The following is a 24,002-nucleotide window of genomic DNA, read 5'->3' as shown; positions in this document are numbered from 1 at the left end:
CGGTTTCTCCGGCCGCAGCCGGCATGTCCGGGGTTTGATTTATCAGGGGGGGGGCATTCCGGCATCGGTCCGGCATCCCGGGCGGGTTCAACGGCCTCACCGATTCTCGCCTTCGGCGATCAGCCGGCACATCTGCTCCCGGGCCCGGTGGATCTGCGTCTTCACCGTCCCGAGCGGCAGCGAGAGCTTGGCCGCGATCTCCTCGTAGGAGTACTCGTCGAAGAAGCGCATGACAATCAACTGCCGGTAGCGCGGAGCCAGCCGTTCGAGATAGTGCTCGATCTGCGTCCGCTGCTGCAGGTTGATGACACTCTCCTCGGGGGTCGGGGCACTCGAGGCCGGAGCGGCAAAACGTTCGTCGATCGGAAGATCATCCTGACGCCGCCGCACAAAATCAATGAAGGTGTTCCGCGCAATGGTATAGACCCACTGTCCGAAGGTGAATTCACCGCTGTAACGGTGCAGGTTGATATAGACCTTGATGAAGGTCTCCTGCAGCAGGTCGTCGGCATCGTTCGTCCCCCCGAGCCGCTGCACGAAGAGGCGGTGGATCGCATCCCGATAGCGGTTGAACAGGTACTCGAAGGCCGTGTCGTCCCCCTTGAGCGCCTGCGTAACCAGCTCCCGGTCGTCGGCTACGATATAGTCGGCTATCTCCATACGCGTTCGTCTCGACGCACCAGCGTCAGGGCCAGCGCCGCCCCCCACAGCGGGCTCAGCAGATCATACAGAAAGTAACGCCCCAGGATCCCCTCTTCACCCAGACGACGTGCCACCCGCCGGACCTCCCACACCACAATGCCGTAGCGCAGCAGCAGAAAGAGCAGTGCTCCGAGCTTATACTCCAGCGGCATGACCGCCAGCGCGCAGATCACCGTCACGAAGAAGAGACTTCGCGACACCGGCTCCCAACGGACATAACTCTTCACGTCGCGCGGATAGAACCGGAAGGCCGAACCGTAGTAGCGCAGCTGGCTCATCCACCAGCCCAGTCCGCCCCACGTCCTCTCGCGAAGCGTCGCCCGCGGCGAAAGAATCACACTCACGTTGTCGCGCGTCATGATCCGCTGCATGAAGAGATCATCCTCACCGATGTTCATGTTCAGGTGGTCGAAGCCGTTGACCCCGAAGTAGAGGCTCTTGGTGAAACCCAGGTTGTGAAGCGTCCCCCGGTAGGCCCGGTTGCGCACCGCGCGCGCGATCCAGTCGGCCGCGTGCATCATCCGCCACGTCCGCATCAGGTAGTTGGCAAAACCCTTCCGACGCTCGACACCGCAATAGCCCACCACGATGTCGCCCCGCATGAAGCCCTTGGCCATCAGCGACAGCCAGCGGTCGGTCTGCGGGCAGGCATCCGTCGAAGTGAAGAGCAGATGCTCACAGTGCGCCGACTTGATGCCCACGTTGAGCGCCATCTTCCGCGAAATCGGAAAACGAGGATCCAGATGAATCTTCGTCGTCGTGATCTGCGGGAAGGACTGCTTCAGCCGCATGAGATCCTCATAGAAATCCGTATCGTGACCCACGTAGACGATCACTACCTCGAAATCGGGATAGGCCTGCGCCAGTATCAGCGGAAGACGCTCCTCCACAAACGTGTAGTCCTCCGAAAACATCGGAATGATCACCGAAACCGGAGGCTCCCGGTCAAGAATCGCCGCCCGACGGTTGTTCTTGTAGCCCGGAATGCGACCGTAGACAAAGATATAGTAGTAGAGCTGTACGCCGAACATCAGAAGGATCGATCCCGCAAGCGCAAGGCCCTCCCAGCCATAGCTGACCAGAATTTGTTCGAAGAATCGCATATTGACAAAATATGCGCAAAGATACGAATATTTTATGTATTTTTGCCGAATAGATGCGTATGAAATTTACCCTCCAACACAAAGACCCCGCCTCGGCCGCCCGCGCCGGCGAGATCGTCACCGACCACGGAAAGATCCTTACGCCGATCTTCATGCCCGTCGGTACGGCCGCCACCGTCAAGGGAATCTTCCACCGCGACGTGAAGAACGAGGCCCGTGCCCAGATCATTCTGGCCAATACATACCACCTCTATCTCCGACCCGGAATGGAGATCATCGAACGCGCCGGTGGCGTCCACCGCTTCTCGACCTGGGACGGCCCGATGCTCACCGACAGCGGCGGTTTCCAGGTCTTCTCGCTGGCCGACTGCCGCAAGCTGCGCGAGGAGGGGTGTCATTTCCGCTCGCACATCGACGGCTCGAAGCACCTCTTCACGCCGGAGAGCGTCATCGACACCGAACGCACGATCGGCGCCGACATCATGATGGCCTTCGACGAATGCCCCCCCGGCGACGCCCCGCGCGACTACGCCGCCCGTTCGCTCGCCCTGACCGAACGCTGGCTCGACCGATGCTTCAACCGATACCACCAGACCGCGCCCAAATACGGCCACTATCAGGCGTTGTTCCCCATCGTACAGGGCTGCTCGTACCCCGATCTGCGGGCCCATGCCGCCGAGAACGTCAAGCAATACGATGCCGACGGTTATGCCATCGGCGGTCTGGCCGTCGGCGAACCCACCGAAGTGATGTACGAGATGATCGAGGTGGTCAACGCCATCCTCCCCCAGGACCGGCCCCGCTATCTGATGGGCGTCGGCACGCCCGTCAACATCCTCGAGGCCATCGAACGCGGCGTCGACATGTTCGACTGCGTAATGCCCACCCGAAACGGCCGGAACGGACAGCTGTTCACCGCCCAGGGCGTCATCAACATCCGAAACAAGAAGTGGGAGGACGACTTCTCGCCGATTGACCCCGAAGGCTTTGCCTTCGTCGACACGCTCTACTCGAAGGCCTATCTGCACCATCTGGCCGTCTGCGGCGAGATGCTCGCCGCACAGATCGCCTCGCTGCACAACATCGCCTTCTACCTGCGGCTCGTAGGCGAGGCCCGCAGCCATATCCTGGCCGGCGACTTCGTCCCGTGGAAACAGGCAATGGTCGAAAAACTCACAAGAAGACTCTGACCGATGAAAATCCGCTTCCCCGGCTTCAAGATCCTGGACCGGTACATACTCGGCAAGTTCCTGTCGACCTACTTCTTCGCCATCGCGATGATCATCGTCATCGTCGTCATCTTCGACTACGCCGAGAAGATCGACGACTTCACGGCCACACATGCCCCGATGAAGGCCATCCTGCTGGAGAACTACCTGAACTTCGTCCCCTTCTTCATCAACCAGTTCAGCGGCCTGTTCACCTTCATCGCCTGCATCTTCTTCACCTCGAAGATGGCCTATCAGACCGAAATCGTCGCCATGCTCTCGGGCGGAATGTCCTTCCGACGGCTCATGTGGCCCTACTTCCTCGGCGCGCTGATCATCGCCTCGCTCTCGCTGACGCTCAACCTCTGGGTCATCCCCCGGGCACAGAGCCGCGTGATCGCCTTCCAGCAGAAGTACATCCCCAAAAAACAGAACACACGCTACGACCGACACATCTACCGGCAGATCGAACCCGGAACGTTCGCCTACATCCGCGGCTACAACGGAAACGCCAACCAGGCCTCGTTCTTCGTCCTCGAGCGCTATGAGGACGGCGAGATGGTCCGCTCGCTCGAGGCCGCCGACGCGCGGTTCGACCCCGAAACCAAGCGCTGGACAGCCTCCCGCTACACCAAACGTGAATTTACGGCCGACGGCGGCGAAACCTTCGAACAGTTCCGAAACCTCGACACGCTCATCAACCTCGAAGTGGCCGAACTGGGCGCCATCAACGACCTGATTCAGACCATGAACATCTCCGAGCTGAACCGCTTCCTCGAACAGCAGCGTGCCAAGGGTTCCGACTCGATCAACATCATCGAGGTCGAAAAGCACGCCCGATACGCCTATCCGCTCTCGACATTCATCCTCACACTGATCGGTGTCTCGCTCTCCTCGCGCAAGGTCCGCGGTGGAACGGGCCTGCACATCGGCATCGGCACGGGACTCTGCTTCTCGTACATCCTCTTCAACCGATTCTTCGAGGAGTTTGCCAAGAGCGGAACGCTCCCCACGGGTCTGGCCGTCTGGCTGCCCAACATCATCTACCTGTTCATCGCCGTCTACCTCTACCGGAAAGCACCGAAATAGACTCCTCAACACCATGCAGAAACCATCCACCAGCCTCATCGATCGTCTCCGGGAGCACAAACTCCTCTGGAACCTCCTGCTCATCGTCGTGATCATCCTGGCGATGGCCATCGCCGCACATCTGCTCATGCAGATCGGAACCCGCCACGGAGCCCGGCGCACGGTCCCCGACTTCTCCGGCATACCGCTCGACGAGGCCCGCCATCTGGCCCGCAAGCACGACCTCAAACTCCAGATCAACGACTCGCTCTTCGTCCCGGCATACGAGGGCGGAATCATCCTCGACCAACTCCCCGAGGGCGGCGTCGAGGTAAAACCCGGACGGACGGTCTACATCACGATCAACTCCTTCCGCCAGAAGATGGTCCCCGTACCCTATGTCGCCGGGCGTTCGCTCCGGCAGGCCAAGAACATGCTCGAAATCGCCGGTCTGGAGATCGCCGAAATCGTATACCGCCCGGACATCGCCACGAACTATGTCCTCGAGGAGGTGTGTGACGGCAAGCCCGTCCAGCAGAACTCCCGCATCGAGGCCGAAATGGGCTCCGGCGTGACGCTCTACGTCGGTCTCGAGGAGGACGCCTCCTCGACGATCGTCCCGCAGGTCGTGGGGCAGCCCCTCGCCCAGGCCAAGGGGCGCCTCTGGGAATCGGGCCTCAACGTCGGTCGCATCGACTTCGACGAAGGGATCAATCTGCTCAATCAGAAGGAGGCCCGCGTCTACATCCAGATCCCCGGGGCGGAGCACAGCGCCTCGCTGGGTTCGCGCATCGATCTGCGGCTCACGCTCGACATGGAGAAACTCGGGAAGTACCGCTCCGAGGCCGAAAAACTGGCCGCTCAGGCGGCCGAAGCCCGCAAGGCCGAGGAACAGCTGGAGGCCGATTCGCTGGCCCGGATCTCGCTGGATGAGACGCTGGAAGGCCCCCGGGAGGCGGACCGCACCCGGGAAAACGACGATAACGAAGGCTTTTTCGACTGATGAAGCGCGATTTGCTGAATAACACTTCGCCGTCGAAGCCGACGGGGGCAGAGACGGGGGCAGAGACGGGGACAAAGACGAGGACAGAGACGAGAGCAGAAATGGGGGCAGAGACGAGGGCGGAGACGAGGGCGGAAATGGGGACGGAGACGTCCGCGGAGATGTCCGCAGAGATGTCCGCGGGCGGGACAACGGAAACGTCGGCGGAGGCCCGTTCTGCGGAGCGGACGGTCAAAGAGAGGCTCGAGTCGGAGGGTGAAGAGGGTGCAAAGGCCCGGACCTCGAACGGAAAAGAGGCCGCAGCCGACGACGAACTGTCCGATATCGACGAATCCGGCGATGAGGGCGAAGAGGAGGCCGGGCTCTATGAGCACTTCGCCGTGACGGCCGACAAGGGGCAGACCCCGATGCGGCTGGACAAGTTCCTCACCGTGAGGATGGAGCACTGCTCGCGCAACCGTATTCAGGCCGCGGCCGACAGCGGAAACATCCTCGTGAACGGCAAGCCGGCCAAGTCGAGCTACAAGGTCAAGCCGCTCGACCGCATTCAGATCGTGCTGCCCTATCCGCGGCGCGAAACGGAGCTCGTGGCCGAGAACATCCCGTTGGACATCCCCTACGAGGACGAGCATCTGCTTATCGTCAACAAACCCGCCGGAATGGTCGTCCATCCCGGTGTGGGGAACTACACCGGAACGCTGGTCAACGCCCTGATGTACCACCTCAACGCCCAGGGGATCCCGGCCGAGGAGCAGAACCGCGCCGGACTGGTCCACCGCATCGACAAGAACACCTCGGGGCTGCTCGTCATCGCCAAGGACGAACAGACCCATGCCCGGCTGGCCAAGCAGTTCTTCGACCATACGATCCAGCGCCGCTACGTCGCACTCGTCTGGGGCAACCTCGAAGAGGATGAGGGAACCATCACCGGAAACATCGGCCGAAGCCCCAAGGACCGGCAGAAGATGTATGTCTTCGCCGACGGGTCGCAGGGCAAGCACGCCGTGACGCACTGGAAGGTGCTGCGCCGATACGGATACGTCACCCTCGTGGAGTGCCGGCTCGAGACGGGACGCACCCATCAGATCCGCGTCCACATGGCCTGGATCGGACATCCGCTCTTCAACGACGAGCGTTACGGCGGCGACCGCATCCTCAAGGGCACGACCTTTGCCAAATACAGGCAGTTCATCGAAAACTGCTTCGCCGTGATGCCACGCCATGCGCTCCACGCCCGGCTGTTGGGTTTCGAGCACCCGGCCACCCATCAGCAGGTCCTCTTCGACAGCGAACTCCCCGACGACTTCAAGGCCCTGCTGGCCCGGTGGGACACCTACGTCGCCGGCGCCCGCGGTCAGGAGGAGCAATAGACCCACAAAACCAGACACATGACCGATCCGGAAGACCTGCGTCTCCGGAACAACCCTATTCGCAAGAAGATGTTTCTGCCCACAACCATCAAGGAGGTCCGCGATCGCGGATGGGATCAGCTCGATGTGATCCTCTTCTCGGGCGATGCCTACATCGACCACCCGGCTTTCGGAGCGGCGGTCGTCGGACGGCTGCTCGAGGCCGAAGGCTATCGCGTGGCAATCGTCCCCCAGCCCAACTGGAGGGACGACCTGCGCGACTTCACCAAACTGGGCGCGCCGAGGTTGTTCTTCGGCGTGACGGCCGGAGCCATGGACTCGATGGTCAACCACTACACGGCCAACATCCGGCTGCGCCATGACGATGCCTACACCCCGGGCGGAAAGGCCGGTTTCCGGCCCGATTACGCCGTGACGGTCTACTCGCAGATCCTCAAGCGCCTCTATCCGCACGTCCCGGTCGTTGTCGGCGGCATCGAGGCTTCGCTCAGGCGGCTGACCCACTACGACTACTGGAGCAACCGGCTCAAGCCTTCGGTGCTGGTCGAGAGCGGCGCCGATCTGCTGATCTACGGCATGGGCGAACGCGTCATCCAGCAGGTCGCACGCGTCATGCGCAACGGATACAACGCCAAACTGCTGCGCAAGATCCGACAGGTGGCCTTCCTCTCCGACGAAAGCTACGTCGCGCGGCTCGATCCCGAGCGGACGATCCGTCTCCACTCCTTCGAGGAGTGTGCCGCCGACAAGCGCGCCTTCGGCGAAAACTTCACCGTCATCGAGACCCAGAGCAACCTGATGGAGCCCGAAGCAACGCTCGTCGAACAGGTCGGTGACCGCTATGTCGTCGTGACGCCGCCGAACGCCGCCCTCTCGACCGAGGAGCTCGACCATTCGTTCGACCTCCCCTACGAGCGAGCCCCCCATCCGCGCTACAACGGCCGCGGAGAGATCCCCGCCTGGGAGATGATCAAGTTCTCGGTCAATATCCACCGCGGATGTTTCGGCGGATGCTCCTTCTGCACCATCTCGGCCCATCAGGGCAAGTTCGTCCACTCGCGCAGCGAGCGCTCGATCCTCGCCGAGGTCGAACGCGTCGTGAAAATGCCCGGATTCAAGGGCTATCTCTCCGACGTCGGGGCCCCCTCGGCCAACATGTACCGCATGGGCGGCCGCGACCGGACACTCTGCGCCCGCTGCCGGAGGGCCTCGTGTCTCCATCCGGCGAAGTGTCCCAACCTCGACAACAACCACCGGCCGCTGCTCGATCTCTACGCCAAAATCCGCGCCGTGAAGGGGATCAAGAAGGCCTTCATCGGAAGCGGCATACGCTACGACCTCTTCGACGACTCGCCCTATCTGCGCACGGTGCTCGTCCACCACACCTCCGGCCGGCTGAAGGTCGCCCCGGAACACACCGAAGAACGCGTGCTGCGGCTGATGCGAAAACCGCCGTTCACCCTCTTCGAAAAGCTCAATACGGATTTCCACCGCATCTGCCGCGAGGAGAAACTGCCCTACCAGTTGATTCCCTACTTCATCTCCTCGCACCCGGGGTGTACGGAGCAGGACATGAAGGCGCTGGCCGAAAAGGTGCTGGGGCGCCTGCACTTCAATCTGGAGCAGGTGCAGGACCTCACACCCACGCCGATGACCCTCTCGTCGGTGATGTCCTACACCGGAGAGAACCCCTATACGCACGAGGCGGTCTACGTGGCCCGCTCGCAGGAGGAGAAGCGCCGGCAGAAGAGTTACTTTTTCAGCCGCACGGCCGAGGCGTCCGGCAGCGTCCGGCAAGGAGGATTCGGAAAGAGGGTAGAGGAAGGAGCCCGTTCAAAGGGGCTGCCGCTTCATCCCGGGTCGGGGAAGCGTCTCACGGAACCGGAAGAGGCCCGGAACCGGCCGGAAAAGCATGACACAAGCCCGGCAGGGGCCCGGGCAGGAAAGCGTCTCACGGAACCGGAAGAGGCCCGGAACCGGTCGGAAAAGCATGACACAAGCCCGGCAGGGGCCCGGGCAGGAAAGCGTCTCACGGAACCGGAAGAGGCCCGGAACCGGTCGGGGAAAGGGGCGGCGCGCGGAAAAGGGGCAGCGCAGGAAAAAGGCTCCGCGTTAAAGAGACCCGCGCTGAAGAGACCCGCGCTGAAGAGACCCGCGCTGAAGAGACCCGCGCTGAAGAAAAGATGAAAAAAGCCGGTCCTTTCGGGATCGGCCTTTTTTGTTCCGGGAGGATTCATCCATATCCGGAGATCAACGCATCGGGAACGAGAGCGTCCGGGCATCGAGGTAGGCATCCGGAAAGGGGCTCCAGTTCCACGCCTGACCGTTCGAAACCGTAAAGTGCGGACCCAGACGCAGCGTGTTGTTGTCAATCACCGTCACCCGCGACGGCAGATTCTCCCGCTGGATCTCCACGATCGACGACATCGAAATCTTCGGCTTCGTACGCATCGGTCCCATTGTCTCGTAGTCCGGCCGCCACGGTGACAGGTGGGCCAGCGAATCCGGAAGCGTAAAGCCCGGATTCGTATGGCGAAGCAACGTATCCGGTTTGAACACCACTTTCGACTCCGGTTCCAGCAGCAGCGGCTCCGGCTGCTGGGCCTCAACGCTCCCCCCACATGCCGCAATCGCGGCCAACATTACGATGATACGCTTTTTCATACGATCTGCTATTATTTTACTGTTATCCCTTCTGTCAATCAAACGTCAAAACACCTCCCGCAGTATGTGCACCGAACGAACCGAACTGATCGCATCGAGATGGTAACCGAAATAGGTCAGCATCGCATTCAGAAACTCCGAACGCTGCGCACGGTTCAGTCCGAGCGACCCCAGTTCGCGCACGTCGAGGCCCAGCAGCCGGTCCAGCAACGCCGCACGGGCCGGATCCATCGATCCGGGGTGGAGCGGCGGCGTCGGGGTATAAAGCCCCTCCCGGATGTCGAACCACCACCCCGGCCGATAGTCGTTGCCCGGCCGGAAACCCAACAGCCGGCTCAGATTGGCCAGAAACCACAGGTGAAAGTTCGAAACCCCGCTCTCCAGGGCATCCAGCGCCAGCGCCGAGTTCCACACGAAATCGAACAGCGGCTCGTTGGGCTCACTCTCGCGGACCAGCCGGTAGAGCGTCTCGGCCATGAAGAGCGCCATGGTCGACTTGCGTACGTCGAACGGCAGGCTCTGCAACGCAAATCCCGCCCGAACCTCCTTGAAGCGGTCCATCTGCTGGCGCGATGACTCCAGCCCCTCGAACTCCACCGGAAACATCGGCTGGAAAAGAGCCAGTTTCGAACCGTGGCCCCGGCGGCTGCGGACCCCCTGGACCATATAGCTGCGGCGTCCCCCAACGTCGGTCAGCAGGTAGGCCACCAGCGACGAATCGCCGTATTTGAGCGTATGCAGCACGATGCCGCGCCCCTTGTAGCTTCTCACCGCAGCGTCTGCGTCACTTCGTCCGCCGTACGTGGACCATCATCCAACCGTCGCGCATGGCCGTCGAAACGGGCTCCATGTCCAGTTCGGAGGCCGCCGCCACGATCGAGGGAACATCCGCCTCGAGGAAGCCGCTCATCAACAGATCGCCTCCTTCGTTGAGCGTCGCCGCATAGGAGGGCATGTCCGAAAGCAGGATGTTGCGGTTGATGTTGGCCAAAATGAAATCGTAGCGGCGGCCGGCGATCCGCCGCACGTCGCCCAGCATCGGCGTGATACGATCTTCGACGTCGTTCGCGACGATATTCTCCCGGCAGTTGGCGTCGGCCCAGTCGTCGATGTCCACGGCGTCCATGTGCGTGGCGCCGCACTTCACCGCAACGATCGACAGCACCCCCGTGCCGCTGCCCATGTCCAGCCCGCTGCGCCCAGCTACCCCCAGGTCGAGAATCGCCCGCGACATGAGCCATGTCGTGGCATGGTGACCCGTGCCGAACGACATCTTCGGCATCACAACCACCTCCAGCTCCCCGGCCGGGGCCGCCTCGTGGAACGGTGCCCGGATCCGCAGCCGACCCTCGACATCCGTGGCCGGAAAGTTCCGCTCCCAGAGGGCGTTCCAGTTCTGGGGCTCGATGGCGATGTAACGCCCATGCACCCCGTAACGCTCCAGCAGGGAATCAACCTCCGACTTGCAGTCGGCAAGCCGCTCCTGAGGAATATAGGCCTTCAGCAGACCACCCTCGGTCTCGAAACTCTCGAACGGATAGTCGGCCAGCTCCGCCGTCAGGATCTCCCCCTGTTCGGCCTCCGTCACCGGAATCTGCAACGATACGTACTCCATATTATGTAAAATTTTCCTATCTTCGTACGGACAAAGTTACGATTATTTCCCCGGATAGCTCCACCATCATGGCAGAAAATACAAAAAAATGGGCCGATGCCGGCCGGCGGTACGCCACCTACATCAAGCTCGAAAAACGACTCTCGGCAAACTCCGTCGAGGCCTACATGCGTGACCTGAGACAGTTCGCGCACTTCATCCTCCGGATGTGGGACGTCCCGCCCCGAAAGGTCGAGGCCGCGATGGTCGAGCGTTACATGGCCTGGCTCTACGACCGGGGCCGCGAAAAAAGCTCCCAGGCCCGCGCGCTGAGCAGCGTCAGGAGCTTCTTCAACTTCCTGATGATCAACGATCAGATCGATGCTTCGCCCGCCGAATTCGTACAAAGCCCCAAGTTCGGACGACAGCTCCCCGACGTCCTCTCCACCGACGAAATCGACCGCATCATCGCCACGGTCGACACCTCGACGGTCAAGGGGCTGCGCGACCAAGCCATGCTCGAAGTGCTCTACTCGTGCGGACTGCGTGTCTCGGAGCTCACCTCGCTCCGGATTCAGGACCTCTTCTTCGGCGAAGGGTACATCCGCGTCATCGGAAAGGGCGACAAACAACGGATCGTTCCCATCAGCGCCGTGGCACGCGAACGCATTCACCGCTACCTCGACAAGCGTCCCGGAGCCCGTTCGAACGAAGACATCCTCTTCCTGAACAACCGCGGCGGTAAACTTACCCGCGTGATGGTCTTCACCATCCTCAAGGAGGCCGCCCAAAGAGCCGGCATTCACAAGCACATCAGCCCCCACACCTTCCGCCACTCCTTTGCCACCCATCTGCTCGAGGGAGGAGCCTCGATCCGCCAGGTGCAGGAGATGCTCGGTCACGAAAGCATCCTCACCACCGAAATCTACACCCACCTCGACAACAGCCATCTGCGACGTACCGTCGAGGAGCATCTGCCCGTCTGAATGGAAGAAAACAAGAGACGACGGAAAAAACAGGCGGAAAGGAGGGGGGGGGCGAAAGGTAGGGCCGAAAGAGCCGGGGAAATCGGAGGGGAAAGGAGGGACGGCCCGGAACAAACCGGAACAGACAATGGACAGGGCCGGATAAGGAACGTTCGGACAGATAGGCCATAGCGGGATGAACGCAGGAGGGCAGGATAGAACGGGACGAGAGGGCGAAACCGGATCGGAGCCGGGGCGAAGCCGGCGATCCGCAGTTACAACGGCCGGATCCGCGACTGGGGCGTAAGGCGCAGAGCCGCGTAGTCCAGCCCCGAGATCACCACCCAGACACCCCCTTCGACCACCATTCGCGGAAGCAGTACGGCAAGATCTCCCCCCTCCGCCCGCATCCGTTCGAAGGCCGGTCGGCAATCCGCCGGGAAGTCCGCCACCAGCAGCCCCGCATAAAACTCCGTCGCCGCCAGCCGATCGGGCATCGGACACTGTTCCACCAGAAAACTCCCGTCGGCATAAAAGGTGACCAACGGTTGGCGCAACACCCCCTGCGGCGTCCAGAGCAGATTAGAGGCTATCCTGCGGCGGAAGGGCTTTGCGGAAGAATTCATCGGCAAATATACGGATATTGAGCTGTTGCTCGTAGAGGCGCTCCACGGCCGGAGCCGCCGGAGGCGTGTGCGTCAGCTTCAGATCCCGAACCGTGACGGAGGGCCGCTGCGCCTTCTCGCCGAAGGTCAGAAAATGGACATGAAGCCGCCGATGCGTCGTGTCGGTCGTAAACTGCCGCGTAAAACGCTCCTCCCGGTTGCGGCGGAGCGTCGTCGTATAGGTCCCCGTCCGCGTGCTGTCCCGACGCTCCAGCCACATCAGGGCCTTCAGACCCCGCGGATTCCGGTCCAACGAATCAATCTCGTAGCGCAGCGACAGATCATACTCGCCAGGCTCGACATCCACCGTAAAACTCAACAGCGAGGTATCCCGAAGCGAGCGAACCCGAATCAGCGAATCCGAACGAAGCGTCTCCGTAAAGGTCCGCCGAGCCACGTTGTCGATCGTATCCAGAATGGCTACCTCCCGGTTGTAGATCTTCCCCTCGGCCTCCAGCAGGTCGATCGCACGCTCCACCACATCGCCCAGACGCGCACTCTTGCGTTTCGAAAAGTTGCCGATCGTATAGTGGACATCGTCGGTCGTATAGCCGTAGCGCGCAAAAATCGGTTCGTACAGACGCAGCGAATCCGTCGGAACCTTCTCCACATTGAGGTAGGCATTCGTCAGGAACGCATCGTGGAAGATCAACGCCAGTTCGTCGTCCGGAATGATCGTATGCCGGTTGCAGCCCGCCAGAAGCAGGCCCGTCAACGCATACAGCAGATATCGTTTCATCTTCATCATCGGGTTGTTTTCCTTATCATGCTGCGGACCGTCACGTTCGCAAGCAGCGCCGCTACCACCGCAAAGGCCGCCGCAACGACCACCAGATCCGTCAGGCGGAACTCCACCGGATAGCTCTTCGTGAGGAAACTCTCCGCCGGAATCTCGATCAGACCCAGATGCTGCTGCAGAAGGCTCAACGTCACCCCTACGACCAGTCCGATCACACCCCCCAGGCCGCAGATCAGCAGCCCCTCGGTGCGGAAGATCGACCGGATCAGGTCCGTATCGGCTCCCAGCGCCCGCAGCGTCTCCACGTCACCGCGCTTCTCGACGATGAGCATCGACAGCGCCCCCACCACCGAAAACGAGGCCACAACCAGAACCAGCAGCGCAATGAAGAAGATGCCCCACTTCTCATAGGTCATGATCCGGTAGAACGATGCCCGCAGTTCGTCGCGTGTCCGGACCTGGAAGCCGTCGCCAGCCGATGCCGCGACCGCTTCGCGCGTCCGCTCGGGGCTGGCCCCCGGGATCAGCCGGATCTGGACGGCCGAAACCCGGTCCGGCGTCTCGAAGAGCGACTGCGCCAGCCGCAGCGAGGTCAGCACGTAGGTCCGTTCCGTATCGAGGTCCAGCACGTAGACACCCCCCACGGGCTCCGTGCGGCGCGTATAGTTGTCCATCGGCAGCAGCGTCGAGAAACTCCCCCGGCGCACGGCGTACATCGTCACGTCGGCATCCGCCAGCGAGCGAATCCCCAGCATCCACGCCATCGACTGTCCGATGACCAGCCGCTCGAGATCGCCCAGGCGCACGCGCCACTGGCCCGTCACCACGGCATCCGACAGGTCGAAGACCTCGCCGTAGGAGTCATCCACACCCCGCAGCGTCGCCGTGGCCTGGCGCCCCCCGTGTTCGAGCAGCACGCTCTGTTCCAGCGTGAGCGACAGGGCTCCGACCCCCGGAATCCGCCGCAGCGCCGCCGTGTCGAGATCCGTCACCGAAAAGGTCTGACCCCGCCGCGGCGTTAACGTCAACTCCGCGTCAAAGGCCGAATACATCGACTTGACCAGCGTCTCGAATCCGTTGAAGACCGACAGCAGGATCACCATCGCCGCCACGGGAATCGCCACGGCAGCCACGCTCAACCCCGAAATCAGATTCACGACCGAACGTGAACGGGGTGAGAAGAAATATCGCCGGGCTATGTAGCGGGAAAGCATGGCAGACCGTGTCTCAGTCCTCCTTCAACGCCTTCTCGATGTGCTCGATATACTCGAGCGAGTCGTCCAGGAAGAACTGGATCTCCGGGATGTTCTTCAGCTGGTTGCGGATCCGCTGCCCCAGGGCCCGACGGATGAACCAGCTCTGGTGCTCGAAGCGCTCCATGAGCGCCTGGCTCTGCTCGAAGGGGAAGATGCTCACGTAGATCTTCGCATAGCTGAAATCCGGAGATACCCGGACGCCCGTCACCGTGACCAAGGCCCCGCGGACCAGCGAGGCCCCCTCCTTCTGGAAGATATCCGCCACATCCTTCTGGATCTGTTTGGCGATTTTCTGTTGTCGCGTTGTTTCCATAATTTCCTCGTTTTACAGTCCGAACTTGAATACCTCCTTGTTCTTCTCGCGTTTCGGCCGCGGCTTCCACGTCTCGAATCCCTCCTTGTTGAAGCGGTAGCTCAATCCGACGGAGATCGTCAGGTTGTCCAGCGGCGATCGCATCGGCGTCGTATAGAAGGGGTTCTCCGGCCCGTCGTCGGCATTGTCGTAGTAACGGTTGCGGTTGCGCACGATATCCGAATAGCCGAAGTAGTAGCGAACCCGGAAGTTCAGCTCGAAGCGCCGGATCAGAAACGCGATGCCCCCGCCACCCGCCAGACCGTAGCCCCAGCGGTTGTCGCGCGGCACCTTGAACGTATAGGTGCCCCCTTCGGTCCCCTTCTCACGCGTCTGCGTGTCGATGAAATACTCCTGCTCCCACGTCGACGAGAAGTTGTAGAAGAAGGTCGCCGCGGCCTCCAGATAGACCCGGACATGGTTCCGAAGCAGATAGGCGTGCGGCTGCCACACCACCGGTAGAACCACCGAATTGATCCGTCGCGTATAGTAGAGATAGTTGGCCGTCTCCTTCTCGTCGACCTGCGAGGCGTTCGTCGCAAACGAATAGGCCTGCTGCTGGAACTCCAGATCGACGCCGAAGCCCCCCACGAAACGCTGATGACCGTAGTAACGCCACGTCAGACCCCCGCTGTAGAGACCCCAGAGCGCCCGCGTCTCCTGCTTCGGGTCAAATCGTCCGCTGCCCATGCCGTAGCCCCCGATGACGCCCAGCGTATGCTGCGAACTGGCCGCTTCGACAGCTAACAGTCCCGCCGCCGACAGCAGCCATATCCGCATATGTCGTCTTCCTGTCATGTTATCTGAAATTGCTGAACATGCTTCCGGCCGAACCGAAGCTGCTGTTGTTCATATTCTGCGGCTGCTCCTTCTTCTTCGGACCCTCCTTGGCCCGCTTCTCCGCCTCACGGCGCAGGCGCTGGAGCTCCCGCTCGTCGAGCATCCGCGACAGCGACTGCATCGTCACCGGAGCAAAGATCCGGTCCATATCCATCGTGAACTCGATCTCCCAGTTGGTCTTCGTCGCAAAGGTATCCTCACCCTCCGCGTTGACATACATCTCGGCTCGCTCCGGCTGGCGACGCTCGACCAGATTGCCCGTATCCCACTTGCCGTTGCCGTTGCGGTCCTCGATGATGCGGAACTTGATCTCCCCGGCCGGCACGTAGTTGAACTGGATGTCGCCCGCAACAACGTCGCGCCGCTCCTGTTTCAGCGTCCCGCTCCCGTCGAGCAGCTGCACGATGTAGCGCATCTGCGGATCCCGGGCCGCAACGCGGACCTTCACCGTGGCGAACTTCTCCGGATCGCAGACCGTATATTTCCCCACGATCGAGTCGTTGGCGTAGCCCGCCACGTCGCGGAAAACACTGTCCGGGATCGTCAGCGTATACTGCCCCCCCGGAACCCAATCCGCACGCAGGTACCACCGCCTCAGCATCGCCGTGTCGTGGACCATGTGGATCGGGACATCCTCGATCGTATTGTCCTCCAGCTGCCGCGTCAGCAGCATCCGCGACGTGTCGGCCTCGACCAGCGGGTAGTCGAAGTCGATCGTCAGGTGGTTCTCCGGATTCAGATCCCCGGACGTCGGCATGTTGAAGACGAAGGGATTCTCCTGCTTCGGCTCCACGAACTCCTCGCCCGCCGCCTCGGCCTTCTTCCGGGCTCGCTCGATCTTCTCCCGCGCACGCTCCTGCTCCTTGGTCTCGATCAGCCGCCACGAAAGCTTCAGTTGCGTCGTGTCGGGCTGCAGGCGGTTCAGCGTATCGTGTTTCAGATAGACGAGCTGACCCTTGATCGTATCCGGAAGCTCGGCCGACGGGACGTTGAACCACAGCGCGATGGTATCCCTGCCGACGGTCTGCGGATCGACGATCACCCGATCCTCCGGAATGCTGTCGAATCGCAGCGACCGGATCACCGGATGCGCCGCCGAAAAGTAGAGCATCGCCTGGTGCTGCTTCGGACGCTGGCTCTCCGACAGCACCTGACGCTTGAAGGCCTGGTCGGTGAACATCCGGAAGTAAAGCTGCGGCTCGGCCGAGACGTACTGCCGGATCGAGTCGTACCACATCGCAAAGTCGGGCATCTCGGCCGGATTCCACACCCCGTCGATGAAGCCCACCTGGTCGGTTCCCGGATCGTACATCTGATTGTCGTTCTTGTCCTCCACGGCGTAGATCCGGTAGGGGATCGGCTTGAGGTTCTGCGCAATGAAGATGCCGTTGTTCTCCGCCCGACCGATCACCGCCGGCTGGTAGTTGAAGAGCGTCGAGTCGTACTCCGCCACATCCTTCACCGAATCGGCCGGGTAGAACCAGATGAACGACTTCGAAACCGAATCGGCCCGGTAACCGTCGGCCGTATAGCCCGACATGACCATCGAATCGATCTCCGGGCCCGTCGAAAAGACGTAACGCATCGAATAGAGCGGATTGCCCTCGTTATTGTCGCGGATCGCACTGCCGAAATTCAGCGCATAGGTCGTGTTCGGACGAAGCGTGTCCCGCATCTGGATCACGATGCCGCGGCCACGCATCGTGATCGTCGGCTTCTTCTTCATCTGCGGCGAGGTGAAGAACTCCTTCTGCTGGTCCTTGATCTGCACGAACTCGTCGAACTCGATGTAGATCTTCCCGTAGTTCACCGTCGGGACGTTCGTCGTGAAGTTGTCCGGAAGCATCGTCACGATCACCGGCGGCAGCGAGTCCCGGGGACCTCCCGTCGGCGTCATCATGCTCGCACAGCGGCTCAGAAAGGCCGTGGCAAAGAGCAAAAATACGACCGCTCGCAGAAAATTCATCTTCCCGGCGCTATGGGGTGTCTCCCGTCTCATCATGGTTGTTGGTTTTGCTTTTCGGCCTCTGGTTCATAGGTCGGATTGACCACCAGCCAGCCGTTCGTATCCGTCGCATCGTGCCACAGCCCCCGCCACGGCCGGAATACCAGCGCCGGGAAGGTCAGCGCATCCGTCTGCGTGAGATCCACCGTCTGCTGCGTATAGGCGTACATCCGGTCGCTGCGGTCCGCTACCACCACCATCAGACTCCCGGCACTGACCGACATCTTGTAAAGGCCCGTGCCGCTGTCGGCGTAGCCCCGGAAACTCGGGATCGTCCGCGTGTCGGTCGTGTCGGCCTTCGAGGTGATCCGGCCGCTCACCGCATCGTCGTACGAGGCGATATACCATGCCGTCGTATCGGCCGCATAGGCGTAGACCTCCATCTTCGAGATGGCCGTCTCGGCGGCCCCCTCGCTCAGCTGCGCCTTCGCGTCCACGTAGCAGTCGCGGTAGACCGGCGGCGCATAGAATTCGTTGTAATAGCTCCAGTTGCCGTCCTTGTAGGAGTTGCCCTCCTTCCACGTCCGGAAGGTCAGAGCCACGTAGAGGTTCGGCAGATTCACCTCCACCTCCTGCTGCGTATAGGCGTAGAGCCGGTGGACCGGATCCACCGCCACGACCATCTGCGTCGGAGACCGCAGCTCGAGGCTCACCCACCCTGTCGTCCCCTCCCGCTCGTAGGGCGCCGACGTCGACACGGGCGTCGTGATCCGCTCCGAGGGCCGCCCCTTCAGGCTGATGACGCCGTTGAGCGCATCCTCGTAGCTCGACACCGTATAGAGCGCCGTATCGGCGTCGAAGGAGTAGGCTTTCAGCCCCTCGAACGGCGTGTAGGGATCCGTCGAAAGGGCCTGGGACAGCGGCTTGAGGATATAGTTCGTCCGGATCGAGGTGTCCTTGAAACACCCCGACGCCAGCAGCCCAAGTCCCGTCAGCAGTATGTACCCGATGCGTTTCATCCGGCGTGTTATCGTTTCTCTTCGTTGCGAAGCCGTTCCAACATCTCTCCCACGGTCAGCCCCGTCACCGGATGCCGCCGCTGGCGCATGATCTCGTTCAGCGGAACCAGCGCAAACTCCCGTTCGGCAAGCCGCGGGTGGGGCAGTGTCAACCGTTCGTCCGACAGCACCACGTCGTCGTAGAAGATCACGTCGATGTCGATCGGCCGCGAACAGTAGGCTGCACCCGACGTCGCCTTCTCGATGGCCTCCGCAGCCCGGTTGCGCCCCAGGTCCCGTTCGATCGCCTGGCAGGCGTCCAGCACCTCGTGCGGCGTGAGGTCGGTCGAGACCTCCAGCGCCTGGTTCGAGAAGCGCGTCGAGCTCCGGAAGCCCCACGCCTCGCTCTCGTAACGGTGCGAACAGCGCAGAACCGCGCCTACCCGCGAATTGATCAACTGTTGTGCCGTTTGGAGGGTCCGCTTCACGTCCCCCAGGTTGCCGCCCATTAACAATGCCACTCGTGCCATACCGTTACAAAGCTACAAATGTTTTATCATCTTGCTCACCGTGAGTGCAAAATGTGTGAATACGATCGTCGGATTCCCGTTCTGCGCGATCTGCACCCCCGCCCGCTCGATCTCCGCAATCAGCGGCTCGATGTTCTGCGTCCCGACGAACGGCGCAAATTTCGAGCAGAAGGCCAGCTCCTCGCCCCACAGGTAGCCGATCTGAGGAATCCCCGCATGGAGCATGAAACTCTCCCGCAGCAGCCGCGCCGCATTGCGCAGAAAGCCCTGCTGCTGCTCGCGCGAGAGCTGCGCCACCTCCTCGGCCCAGCCGATCAGTTCGAGGTGTTTGTCGTTATAGCTCAGACGCATCAGACTGCAGAAGAGATCGAAATACTCCTTGCGCAGCGCGTCGTTCTCGCCCGCCACCAGGTGCCCCAGTTCGAGCACGTCGCCCCCCGCCAGCCGCGCCATATTGTGCGCCTGCTGCGGATCGCTCACCCCCCGCCGCCGAGCCTCGGCCTCGAGCACCTCCGGCGTGATGCGCGGCACGGACACCTCCTGCGTCCGCGAGAGAATCGTCGGAAGCAGCCGGTCGGGACGTTCGCTCACCAGAATGAAGAGCGTCCGCTCCCAAGGCTCCTCCAGAATCTTCAGAATCTTGTTCGCCGCCTCCTCGTTCATCGTCTCCGGCAGCCAGACCAGCATCGTCTTGTAGTCCGACTCGAAGCTCTTGAACGACAGCTTGCGGATGATTTCGTCCGCCTCACGCGCCGAGATCATCCCCTTGAGCGTCTTGCCCAGATCCAGCCGGTCGTACCACTCCTGCGGTGAAAAGTAACCCCGTCGTTCGGCGAACAGTTCGCGGAACTGCGGCAGAAACTCGTCGCTCAGCATCGCCTCGCCCGACTTCTTGCCCTGCCGGTTGACCGGAAAGACCAGGTGCAGATCCGGATGGGCCAGCGCCTCGATCTGCCGGCAGTCCGGGCATTCGCCGCACGAGTCCCCGTCGTGGCGGTGGCGGCAGCAGAGGTACTGCACGTAGGCCACCGCCAAAGCCAGCGTCCCGTAGCCCGAGGCCCCGGTGAAGAGCTGCGCATGGCTCACCCGTCCGGCATCAACCGAGCGGGTCAGATGCCGTTTCAGATCCTCCTGTCCGATGATATCCGCAAAGCGCATCCCTTAACCCCGTTTCAGTACCGCGCGGAGCATGGCCCCCACGTCGATCCGCTCGCGACGGATCAGATAGAGCCCGTACACCACAAAGATCACTATATTAAACGCATAGCCCGCAAACATATTGTCCACAAGGCGCGACATCGTCTCGCACAGCGCAAAGGCCGCCAGGGCCACGACGACATACTCCCAGATCCGTCCCCACGGATAGGGCGTCGGGAAGTAGCGGCGGTTGAGCCACCAGCTCACGGCAACCATCACCGATTCACTGGCCAGACGCGCCCAGGCCGCACCGTAGTAACCCCATCGCGGGATCAGGCCGAAGCCGAAGAGCGTCATGGCAACCAGTCCCGAACCCGTCACCACAATGGCCAGCGACGTCCGCTCCTCGCGTTTGTACCAGAACGAGAGGTTCAGCCACACGCCCGTCAGCACATTGGCCCCCAGCACCACCGGCAGGATGAAGATCCCTTCGCGGAAATCCCGCCCCACGATCAGCGCAAAGAGGTCGCGGAAGAGCGCGATGCCCAGAAAGATCACCATCGAGGCCATGACGTAGTATTTCAGCGCCGCGGCGTTCATCGCCACGAAGTCCGATTTCTTGAAATTCGACAGGAAGAAGGGCTCCGCCGCCAGCCGGTACATCTGGTAGAAGAGCATCATCACCACGGCGATCTTCGTGATGGCGCCGTAGACCCCCAGCTGGGCCATTGAGCCCTCCGGAACGAGGTATTTGATCAGCTGGCGGTCGATGAACTCGTTGGCCGTGCCGGCCAGTCCCCCGACCAGCAGCGGCAGCGAATAGGCGAAAACCGCCGCCAGAAGCGTCCAGTTGATCCGCGGAACGGTGCGGTTCGTGGTCGTCAGGATTGCCAGCCACGTCACTACGCTCGCCGCCAGATTGGCCACGAAAACCCATCCCACGCCGAAATCCGTCCGGAAAAGCCCCGCCGCTCCGAATCCGAAGGCCAGCACCACGTTCAGCACCACGTTCAGCGCCTTCAGCCCCACGAAGGTCATCGCCCGCCCCTGCTCGCGCAGCCGCGAGAAGGGAATGCAGCCCCACACGTCGAAGAGGATGATCAGCGCCACCCAGACGACATACTCCGGATGGGCCACGTAGGCCTCGCCCATGAGCGAGGCAACCCCTCCGCGAAAAAGCGTCATCAGAAGGAAGAAGACCGCCGCGGCCAGCGACGTGATGCCCCATGTCGTGGCGAAAAGACGCCGTTTGGCCCCCGCCACGTCACCCCCCGCCTCCTCGGCCTTGGCCGAAAAGCGGAAGTAGCTCGACTCCATGCCCATCGTCAGCAGCGTCAGCGCCAGCGGAATCAGCGCGTAGACGTCGGTGACGATTCCGTAGGTCTCCTGTCCGAACACCCGCGTATAGTAGGGCGTGAGCAGGTAGCTCAGGAAGCGCACCACGATGGTGCTGATGCCGTAGACGGCAGTCTGTTTGGCCAGTTTTTCGAGCATACTGAGGCTATATAGGCAGCAAAGATACAAATTTTAACCGGATTGCCCGCATCATTTCACCCTCTTTCATGGAAAGAGGGGCACAATCGGGCCACCACCGTCCGGAACAGCACCGGAAGCACACCGCACAGCGCCGCACAACGGCCGGCAGACGAAAGAGATGAGTCAGAGAGGAGCGAGCCGGAACCGGACTGCATGAAGACCGGACGTATGGCAACAGGACGGACTGAATGCGGGCCGAGGGGAAGGAGGGTAAAAAGACCGGGTACAGAAGACGGCGAGGGCCCAAGGAGAAACCGGAGAGAAAACCGGGGCAGGGGTCAGCGCCGCCGGCAAAGGCATGCGACGTCGCCCGATCCGGCAACGTCGCCCGTAAGGAAACGCCTTACACGCACCTCCTCAGAGCCACTTCTTGTAGCGGAAGAACCAGATCGTCAGGATCGACGCGATGATCATCAGCGCGATGGCAAAAAGGTAACCCAGCGGAATGACCCAGCCGTTCGAAAGCGTCCACGTCCACTCCAGCTCGGGCATCGTCTTGAAGTTCATGCCGTAGATCGACGCGATGAGCGTCGCCGGCATGAAGATCACCGCAGCCACCGAGAAGATCTTCACAATGCCGTTCTGCTCGATGTTGATCAGACCCAGCGCCGCATCCTGGATGTAGTCCAAACGCTGGAAACTGAAGTCCGCATGGTTGATCAGCGAATTCACGTCCTTGATCATCAGCTGCAGACGCGGGTAGATATCGTTCGGAAAACGCTCCGAACGCAGAATGCCCGACAGCACCCGCTGCCGGTCGAAGATGTTCTCGCGCAACGACATCGTACTCTCCTGAAGGGCGCTGATGCGGTGCAGTACCTCCTTGTCGATCGAATCCTCCGAGTTGATGTCCTTCGAAAGCGCCGCAACCTGTTTGGCAATCAGCTCCACCAGGTCGGCATCAAAGTCGATGCGCACCTCCAGCAGCGAGATGAACAAATGATAGCCCGTCGAGTAGCTCCGGTAGTTCATCTGAAGCCGCTTCTCCGTCTCGCGGAAGGTCCGGAACTCCGCATTGCGCACCGAAACCAGCACACCCTCGTTCGAGATGATGAACGAAACCGGTTCGACGATAAACGAATCACCCGTCGGGATGAAGAAGTTCGCATTCGAGACGATCGAATTCTCGTTCTCCGAGTATTTCGACGTCGACTCGATCTCCTCGACCTGCTGCTTGGTCTGAAGGCTGATCTCCATGAAATTCTCGACCGCCTTCTGCTCCTTGATCGTGGGAGACAACATGTCGATCCACAGAATGTCGTCGTAACCCAACTCGTCGAAGAGCTTCGTATCCGCATTCCGGATGATCTTGTTGTATTGTTTGAGGTAGATGGTTATCATGTAAGGCTCTCTAATCGTTGACAGTTCGTGAATCCCTGGACAGAGAGGCGGACCCCGTGGCCCGCGCTAACCTCTTCAGCCCGGATTGGTCCTCGGGGCCACCTTCAGGCCCGAGTCCCAGAACTTCTTGAGCGCCTTGTCTTTCTGATTGTCAAAAATGTAGTCGAAACGGGCCAGCCCTGCATAGGCACCCCCCGCATCATCGGCATAGGGCGATTCGAGAATGGCCTCATAACCCCGCTCCAGACCGTAGGTCAGCGCATACTGCAGCGCCTCGACCGTCTCGGGCTCCACCTCCGGATGGGCCACCCACAGTGCAAAGGCCATCGGAAGCTGCGCGTAGGGTTTCCACGCCTCGACGAGCGGATCGTCGCTTCCGAGCAGGGCATCGAGCGACGCCGGAACTCCGCCGACACAATACTCCGTAACCAGACGCGCGCTTTTCAGCGTCGGGTAGGCCGCAGCGGGGATCAGGGCGATGTCGGCCTGGCGGTCGACGAAACGTTGGAGGGATTCGGAAGGGGTAGACAGCAACAATTCCGCACGAAGGTTACCCTCGTGTCGGATACCATAAATGAATGGCGTCGTGCTCAGGCACGACACAACGGCTATACGCGGAACTGTGACCATCATCCATAAGGTATATAATGTTGGTTCGTGAAACAAAGGTACGATAAAATTCCGGAAATTTTTCCATATTTTTTGGAAAAAGTGCGTTCTCCTCTTGACAAGGGGGTGGCCGGTGTCGTATATTTGTCCTGCAATTCACAGGCTGAGGCCTTCAGTCGGCAAGTTATAAACATGTGTCAATCCGCAATCCGCGAGATACTTGCCGCAAGTTATTCCAAATCATAAACAAATTGTAGACAACTTATCGACAAGTTGTCAACACAAAGGCCGTCGTTCGCTCCGGTGCCCCCGGACATACTGTCCGCTGTCCTCCGCCAAGCCGAATTTCCAACCCGCCGAGACTCCATCCGGACATC

General features: G+C 61.2%; 23 protein-coding genes. 6 read left to right on the top strand and 17 right to left on the bottom strand.

What is annotated here, in order from left to right:
• Window positions 1-96: 96 nt before the first annotated feature.
• Both B5G09_RS06735 and B5G09_RS06730 read right to left on the bottom strand, forming a co-directional pair.
• Window positions 97-660 (bottom strand): RNA polymerase sigma factor, encoded by a 564-nt coding sequence (locus B5G09_RS06735; RefSeq protein WP_087311103.1) that lies wholly within the window; start codon window positions 658-660, stop codon window positions 97-99.
• Window positions 651-1,805 carry a glycosyltransferase gene (locus B5G09_RS06730; protein WP_087404569.1) on the bottom strand — a complete coding sequence of 385 codons (1,155 nt, stop codon included), beginning with the start codon at window positions 1,803-1,805 and terminating at the stop codon, window positions 651-653. The genes B5G09_RS06735 and B5G09_RS06730 overlap by 10 nt, the downstream gene beginning before the upstream one ends.
• A gap of 59 nt (window positions 1,806-1,864) precedes the next feature.
• On the opposite strand from B5G09_RS06730, the gene tgt reads away from it, so the two are divergent.
• The 5 genes from tgt (at window position 1,865) to B5G09_RS06705 (ending at window position 8,641) form a co-directional block, all read left to right on the top strand.
• Complete coding sequence (gene tgt, locus B5G09_RS06725; RefSeq protein ID WP_087311101.1) at window positions 1,865-2,995, top strand: tRNA guanosine(34) transglycosylase Tgt; 1,131 nt, start codon at window positions 1,865-1,867, stop codon at window positions 2,993-2,995.
• Window positions 2,996-2,998: 3 nt separating this feature from the next.
• Window positions 2,999-4,102, top strand: a complete 1,104-nt coding sequence (locus B5G09_RS06720; protein ID WP_087404568.1) for an LptF/LptG family permease — start codon at window positions 2,999-3,001, stop codon at window positions 4,100-4,102.
• 13 nt (window positions 4,103-4,115) lie between these two features.
• Window positions 4,116-5,084 carry a PASTA domain-containing protein gene (locus B5G09_RS06715; RefSeq protein WP_087404567.1) on the top strand — a complete coding sequence of 323 codons (969 nt, stop codon included), beginning with the start codon at window positions 4,116-4,118 and terminating at the stop codon, window positions 5,082-5,084.
• Between the two features lie 161 nt (window positions 5,085-5,245).
• Entirely contained in the window at window positions 5,246-6,454 is a 1,209-nt protein-coding gene (locus B5G09_RS06710; RefSeq protein ID WP_241147595.1) for an RluA family pseudouridine synthase, read from the top strand.
• Window positions 6,455-6,523: 69 nt separating this feature from the next.
• Window positions 6,524-8,641, top strand: a complete 2,118-nt coding sequence (locus tag B5G09_RS06705) for a YgiQ family radical SAM protein (protein WP_343285478.1) — start codon at window positions 6,524-6,526, stop codon at window positions 8,639-8,641.
• Window positions 8,642-8,704: 63 nt separating this feature from the next.
• On the opposite strand, the gene B5G09_RS06700 is transcribed toward B5G09_RS06705, so the two are convergent.
• The 3 genes from B5G09_RS06700 to prmA are packed head-to-tail and all read right to left on the bottom strand — an operon-like array spanning window position 8,705 to window position 10,733.
• A complete protein-coding gene (locus tag B5G09_RS06700; RefSeq protein ID WP_241147594.1) occupies window positions 8,705-9,118 on the bottom strand; it encodes a hypothetical protein in 414 nt (137 codons plus the stop codon).
• Between the two features lie 45 nt (window positions 9,119-9,163).
• Window positions 9,164-9,889, bottom strand: coding sequence for a DNA repair protein RecO C-terminal domain-containing protein (locus B5G09_RS06695; RefSeq protein ID WP_087404566.1), 726 nt, complete (start codon window positions 9,887-9,889; stop codon window positions 9,164-9,166).
• Window positions 9,890-9,902: 13 nt separating this feature from the next.
• On the bottom strand, window positions 9,903-10,733 hold the full coding sequence (gene prmA, locus B5G09_RS06690; RefSeq protein WP_087404565.1) for a 50S ribosomal protein L11 methyltransferase: 831 nt from the start codon (window positions 10,731-10,733) through the stop codon (window positions 9,903-9,905).
• A 68-nt stretch (window positions 10,734-10,801) separates the two neighbouring features.
• Here prmA and xerD point away from each other — a divergent pair, with 68 nt between their 5' ends.
• Window positions 10,802-11,698, top strand: coding sequence for a site-specific tyrosine recombinase XerD (xerD, locus tag B5G09_RS06685; protein WP_087404564.1), 897 nt, complete (start codon window positions 10,802-10,804; stop codon window positions 11,696-11,698).
• Window positions 11,699-11,952: 254 nt separating this feature from the next.
• On the opposite strand, the gene B5G09_RS06680 is transcribed toward xerD, so the two are convergent.
• The 12 genes from B5G09_RS06680 to B5G09_RS06625 all read right to left on the bottom strand — a co-directional run bounded on the left by B5G09_RS06680 (window position 11,953) and on the right by B5G09_RS06625 (window position 23,553).
• On the bottom strand, window positions 11,953-12,303 hold the full coding sequence (locus B5G09_RS06680; protein ID WP_087404563.1) for a hypothetical protein: 351 nt from the start codon (window positions 12,301-12,303) through the stop codon (window positions 11,953-11,955).
• Complete coding sequence (locus tag B5G09_RS06675) at window positions 12,260-13,087, bottom strand: DUF4296 domain-containing protein (RefSeq protein ID WP_241147593.1); 828 nt, start codon at window positions 13,085-13,087, stop codon at window positions 12,260-12,262. The genes B5G09_RS06680 and B5G09_RS06675 overlap by 44 nt, the downstream gene beginning before the upstream one ends.
• Window positions 13,087-14,295 carry an FtsX-like permease family protein gene (locus B5G09_RS06670; protein WP_087404562.1) on the bottom strand — a complete coding sequence of 403 codons (1,209 nt, stop codon included), beginning with the start codon at window positions 14,293-14,295 and terminating at the stop codon, window positions 13,087-13,089. The genes B5G09_RS06675 and B5G09_RS06670 overlap by 1 nt, the downstream gene beginning before the upstream one ends.
• A gap of 13 nt (window positions 14,296-14,308) precedes the next feature.
• Window positions 14,309-14,650 (bottom strand): 30S ribosome-binding factor RbfA, encoded by a 342-nt coding sequence (rbfA, locus tag B5G09_RS06665; protein ID WP_087311563.1) that lies wholly within the window; start codon window positions 14,648-14,650, stop codon window positions 14,309-14,311.
• A gap of 12 nt (window positions 14,651-14,662) precedes the next feature.
• A complete protein-coding gene (locus B5G09_RS06660) occupies window positions 14,663-15,487 on the bottom strand; it encodes an outer membrane beta-barrel protein (RefSeq protein WP_087404561.1) in 825 nt (274 codons plus the stop codon).
• 1 nt (window position 15,488) lies between these two features.
• Complete coding sequence (locus tag B5G09_RS06655) at window positions 15,489-17,495, bottom strand: Ig-like domain-containing protein (RefSeq protein WP_241147592.1); 2,007 nt, start codon at window positions 17,493-17,495, stop codon at window positions 15,489-15,491.
• Between the two features lie 32 nt (window positions 17,496-17,527).
• The gene (locus tag B5G09_RS06650; protein WP_087404560.1) at window positions 17,528-18,493 is read right to left on the bottom strand and encodes a hypothetical protein; all 966 of its coding nucleotides are present in this window, start codon (window positions 18,491-18,493) and stop codon (window positions 17,528-17,530) included.
• A gap of 8 nt (window positions 18,494-18,501) precedes the next feature.
• Entirely contained in the window at window positions 18,502-19,002 is a 501-nt protein-coding gene (gene folK / locus B5G09_RS06645) for a 2-amino-4-hydroxy-6-hydroxymethyldihydropteridine diphosphokinase (RefSeq protein WP_087404559.1), read from the bottom strand.
• A gap of 12 nt (window positions 19,003-19,014) precedes the next feature.
• The gene (locus tag B5G09_RS06640) at window positions 19,015-20,160 is read right to left on the bottom strand and encodes a DNA polymerase III subunit delta (protein ID WP_087311555.1); all 1,146 of its coding nucleotides are present in this window, start codon (window positions 20,158-20,160) and stop codon (window positions 19,015-19,017) included.
• Between the two features lie 3 nt (window positions 20,161-20,163).
• Window positions 20,164-21,633: an oligosaccharide flippase family protein gene (locus tag B5G09_RS06635; RefSeq protein ID WP_087404558.1), complete on the bottom strand. Its 1,470-nt coding sequence runs from the start codon at window positions 21,631-21,633 to the stop codon at window positions 20,164-20,166.
• Between the two features lie 399 nt (window positions 21,634-22,032).
• Window positions 22,033-23,016 carry a CorA family divalent cation transporter gene (locus tag B5G09_RS06630; protein WP_087311551.1) on the bottom strand — a complete coding sequence of 328 codons (984 nt, stop codon included), beginning with the start codon at window positions 23,014-23,016 and terminating at the stop codon, window positions 22,033-22,035.
• Window positions 23,017-23,091: 75 nt separating this feature from the next.
• Complete coding sequence (locus B5G09_RS06625; RefSeq protein ID WP_087404557.1) at window positions 23,092-23,553, bottom strand: MqnA/MqnD/SBP family protein; 462 nt, start codon at window positions 23,551-23,553, stop codon at window positions 23,092-23,094.
• Between the last annotated feature and the right edge of the window lie 449 nt (window positions 23,554-24,002).

The sequence above is a fragment of the Alistipes sp. An54 genome, assembly GCF_002159375.1.
GTDB classification, from domain to species: Bacteria; Bacteroidota; Bacteroidia; order Bacteroidales; family Rikenellaceae; genus Alistipes; species Alistipes megaguti.
This window is presented reverse-complemented; position numbering and strand designations above follow the sequence as displayed.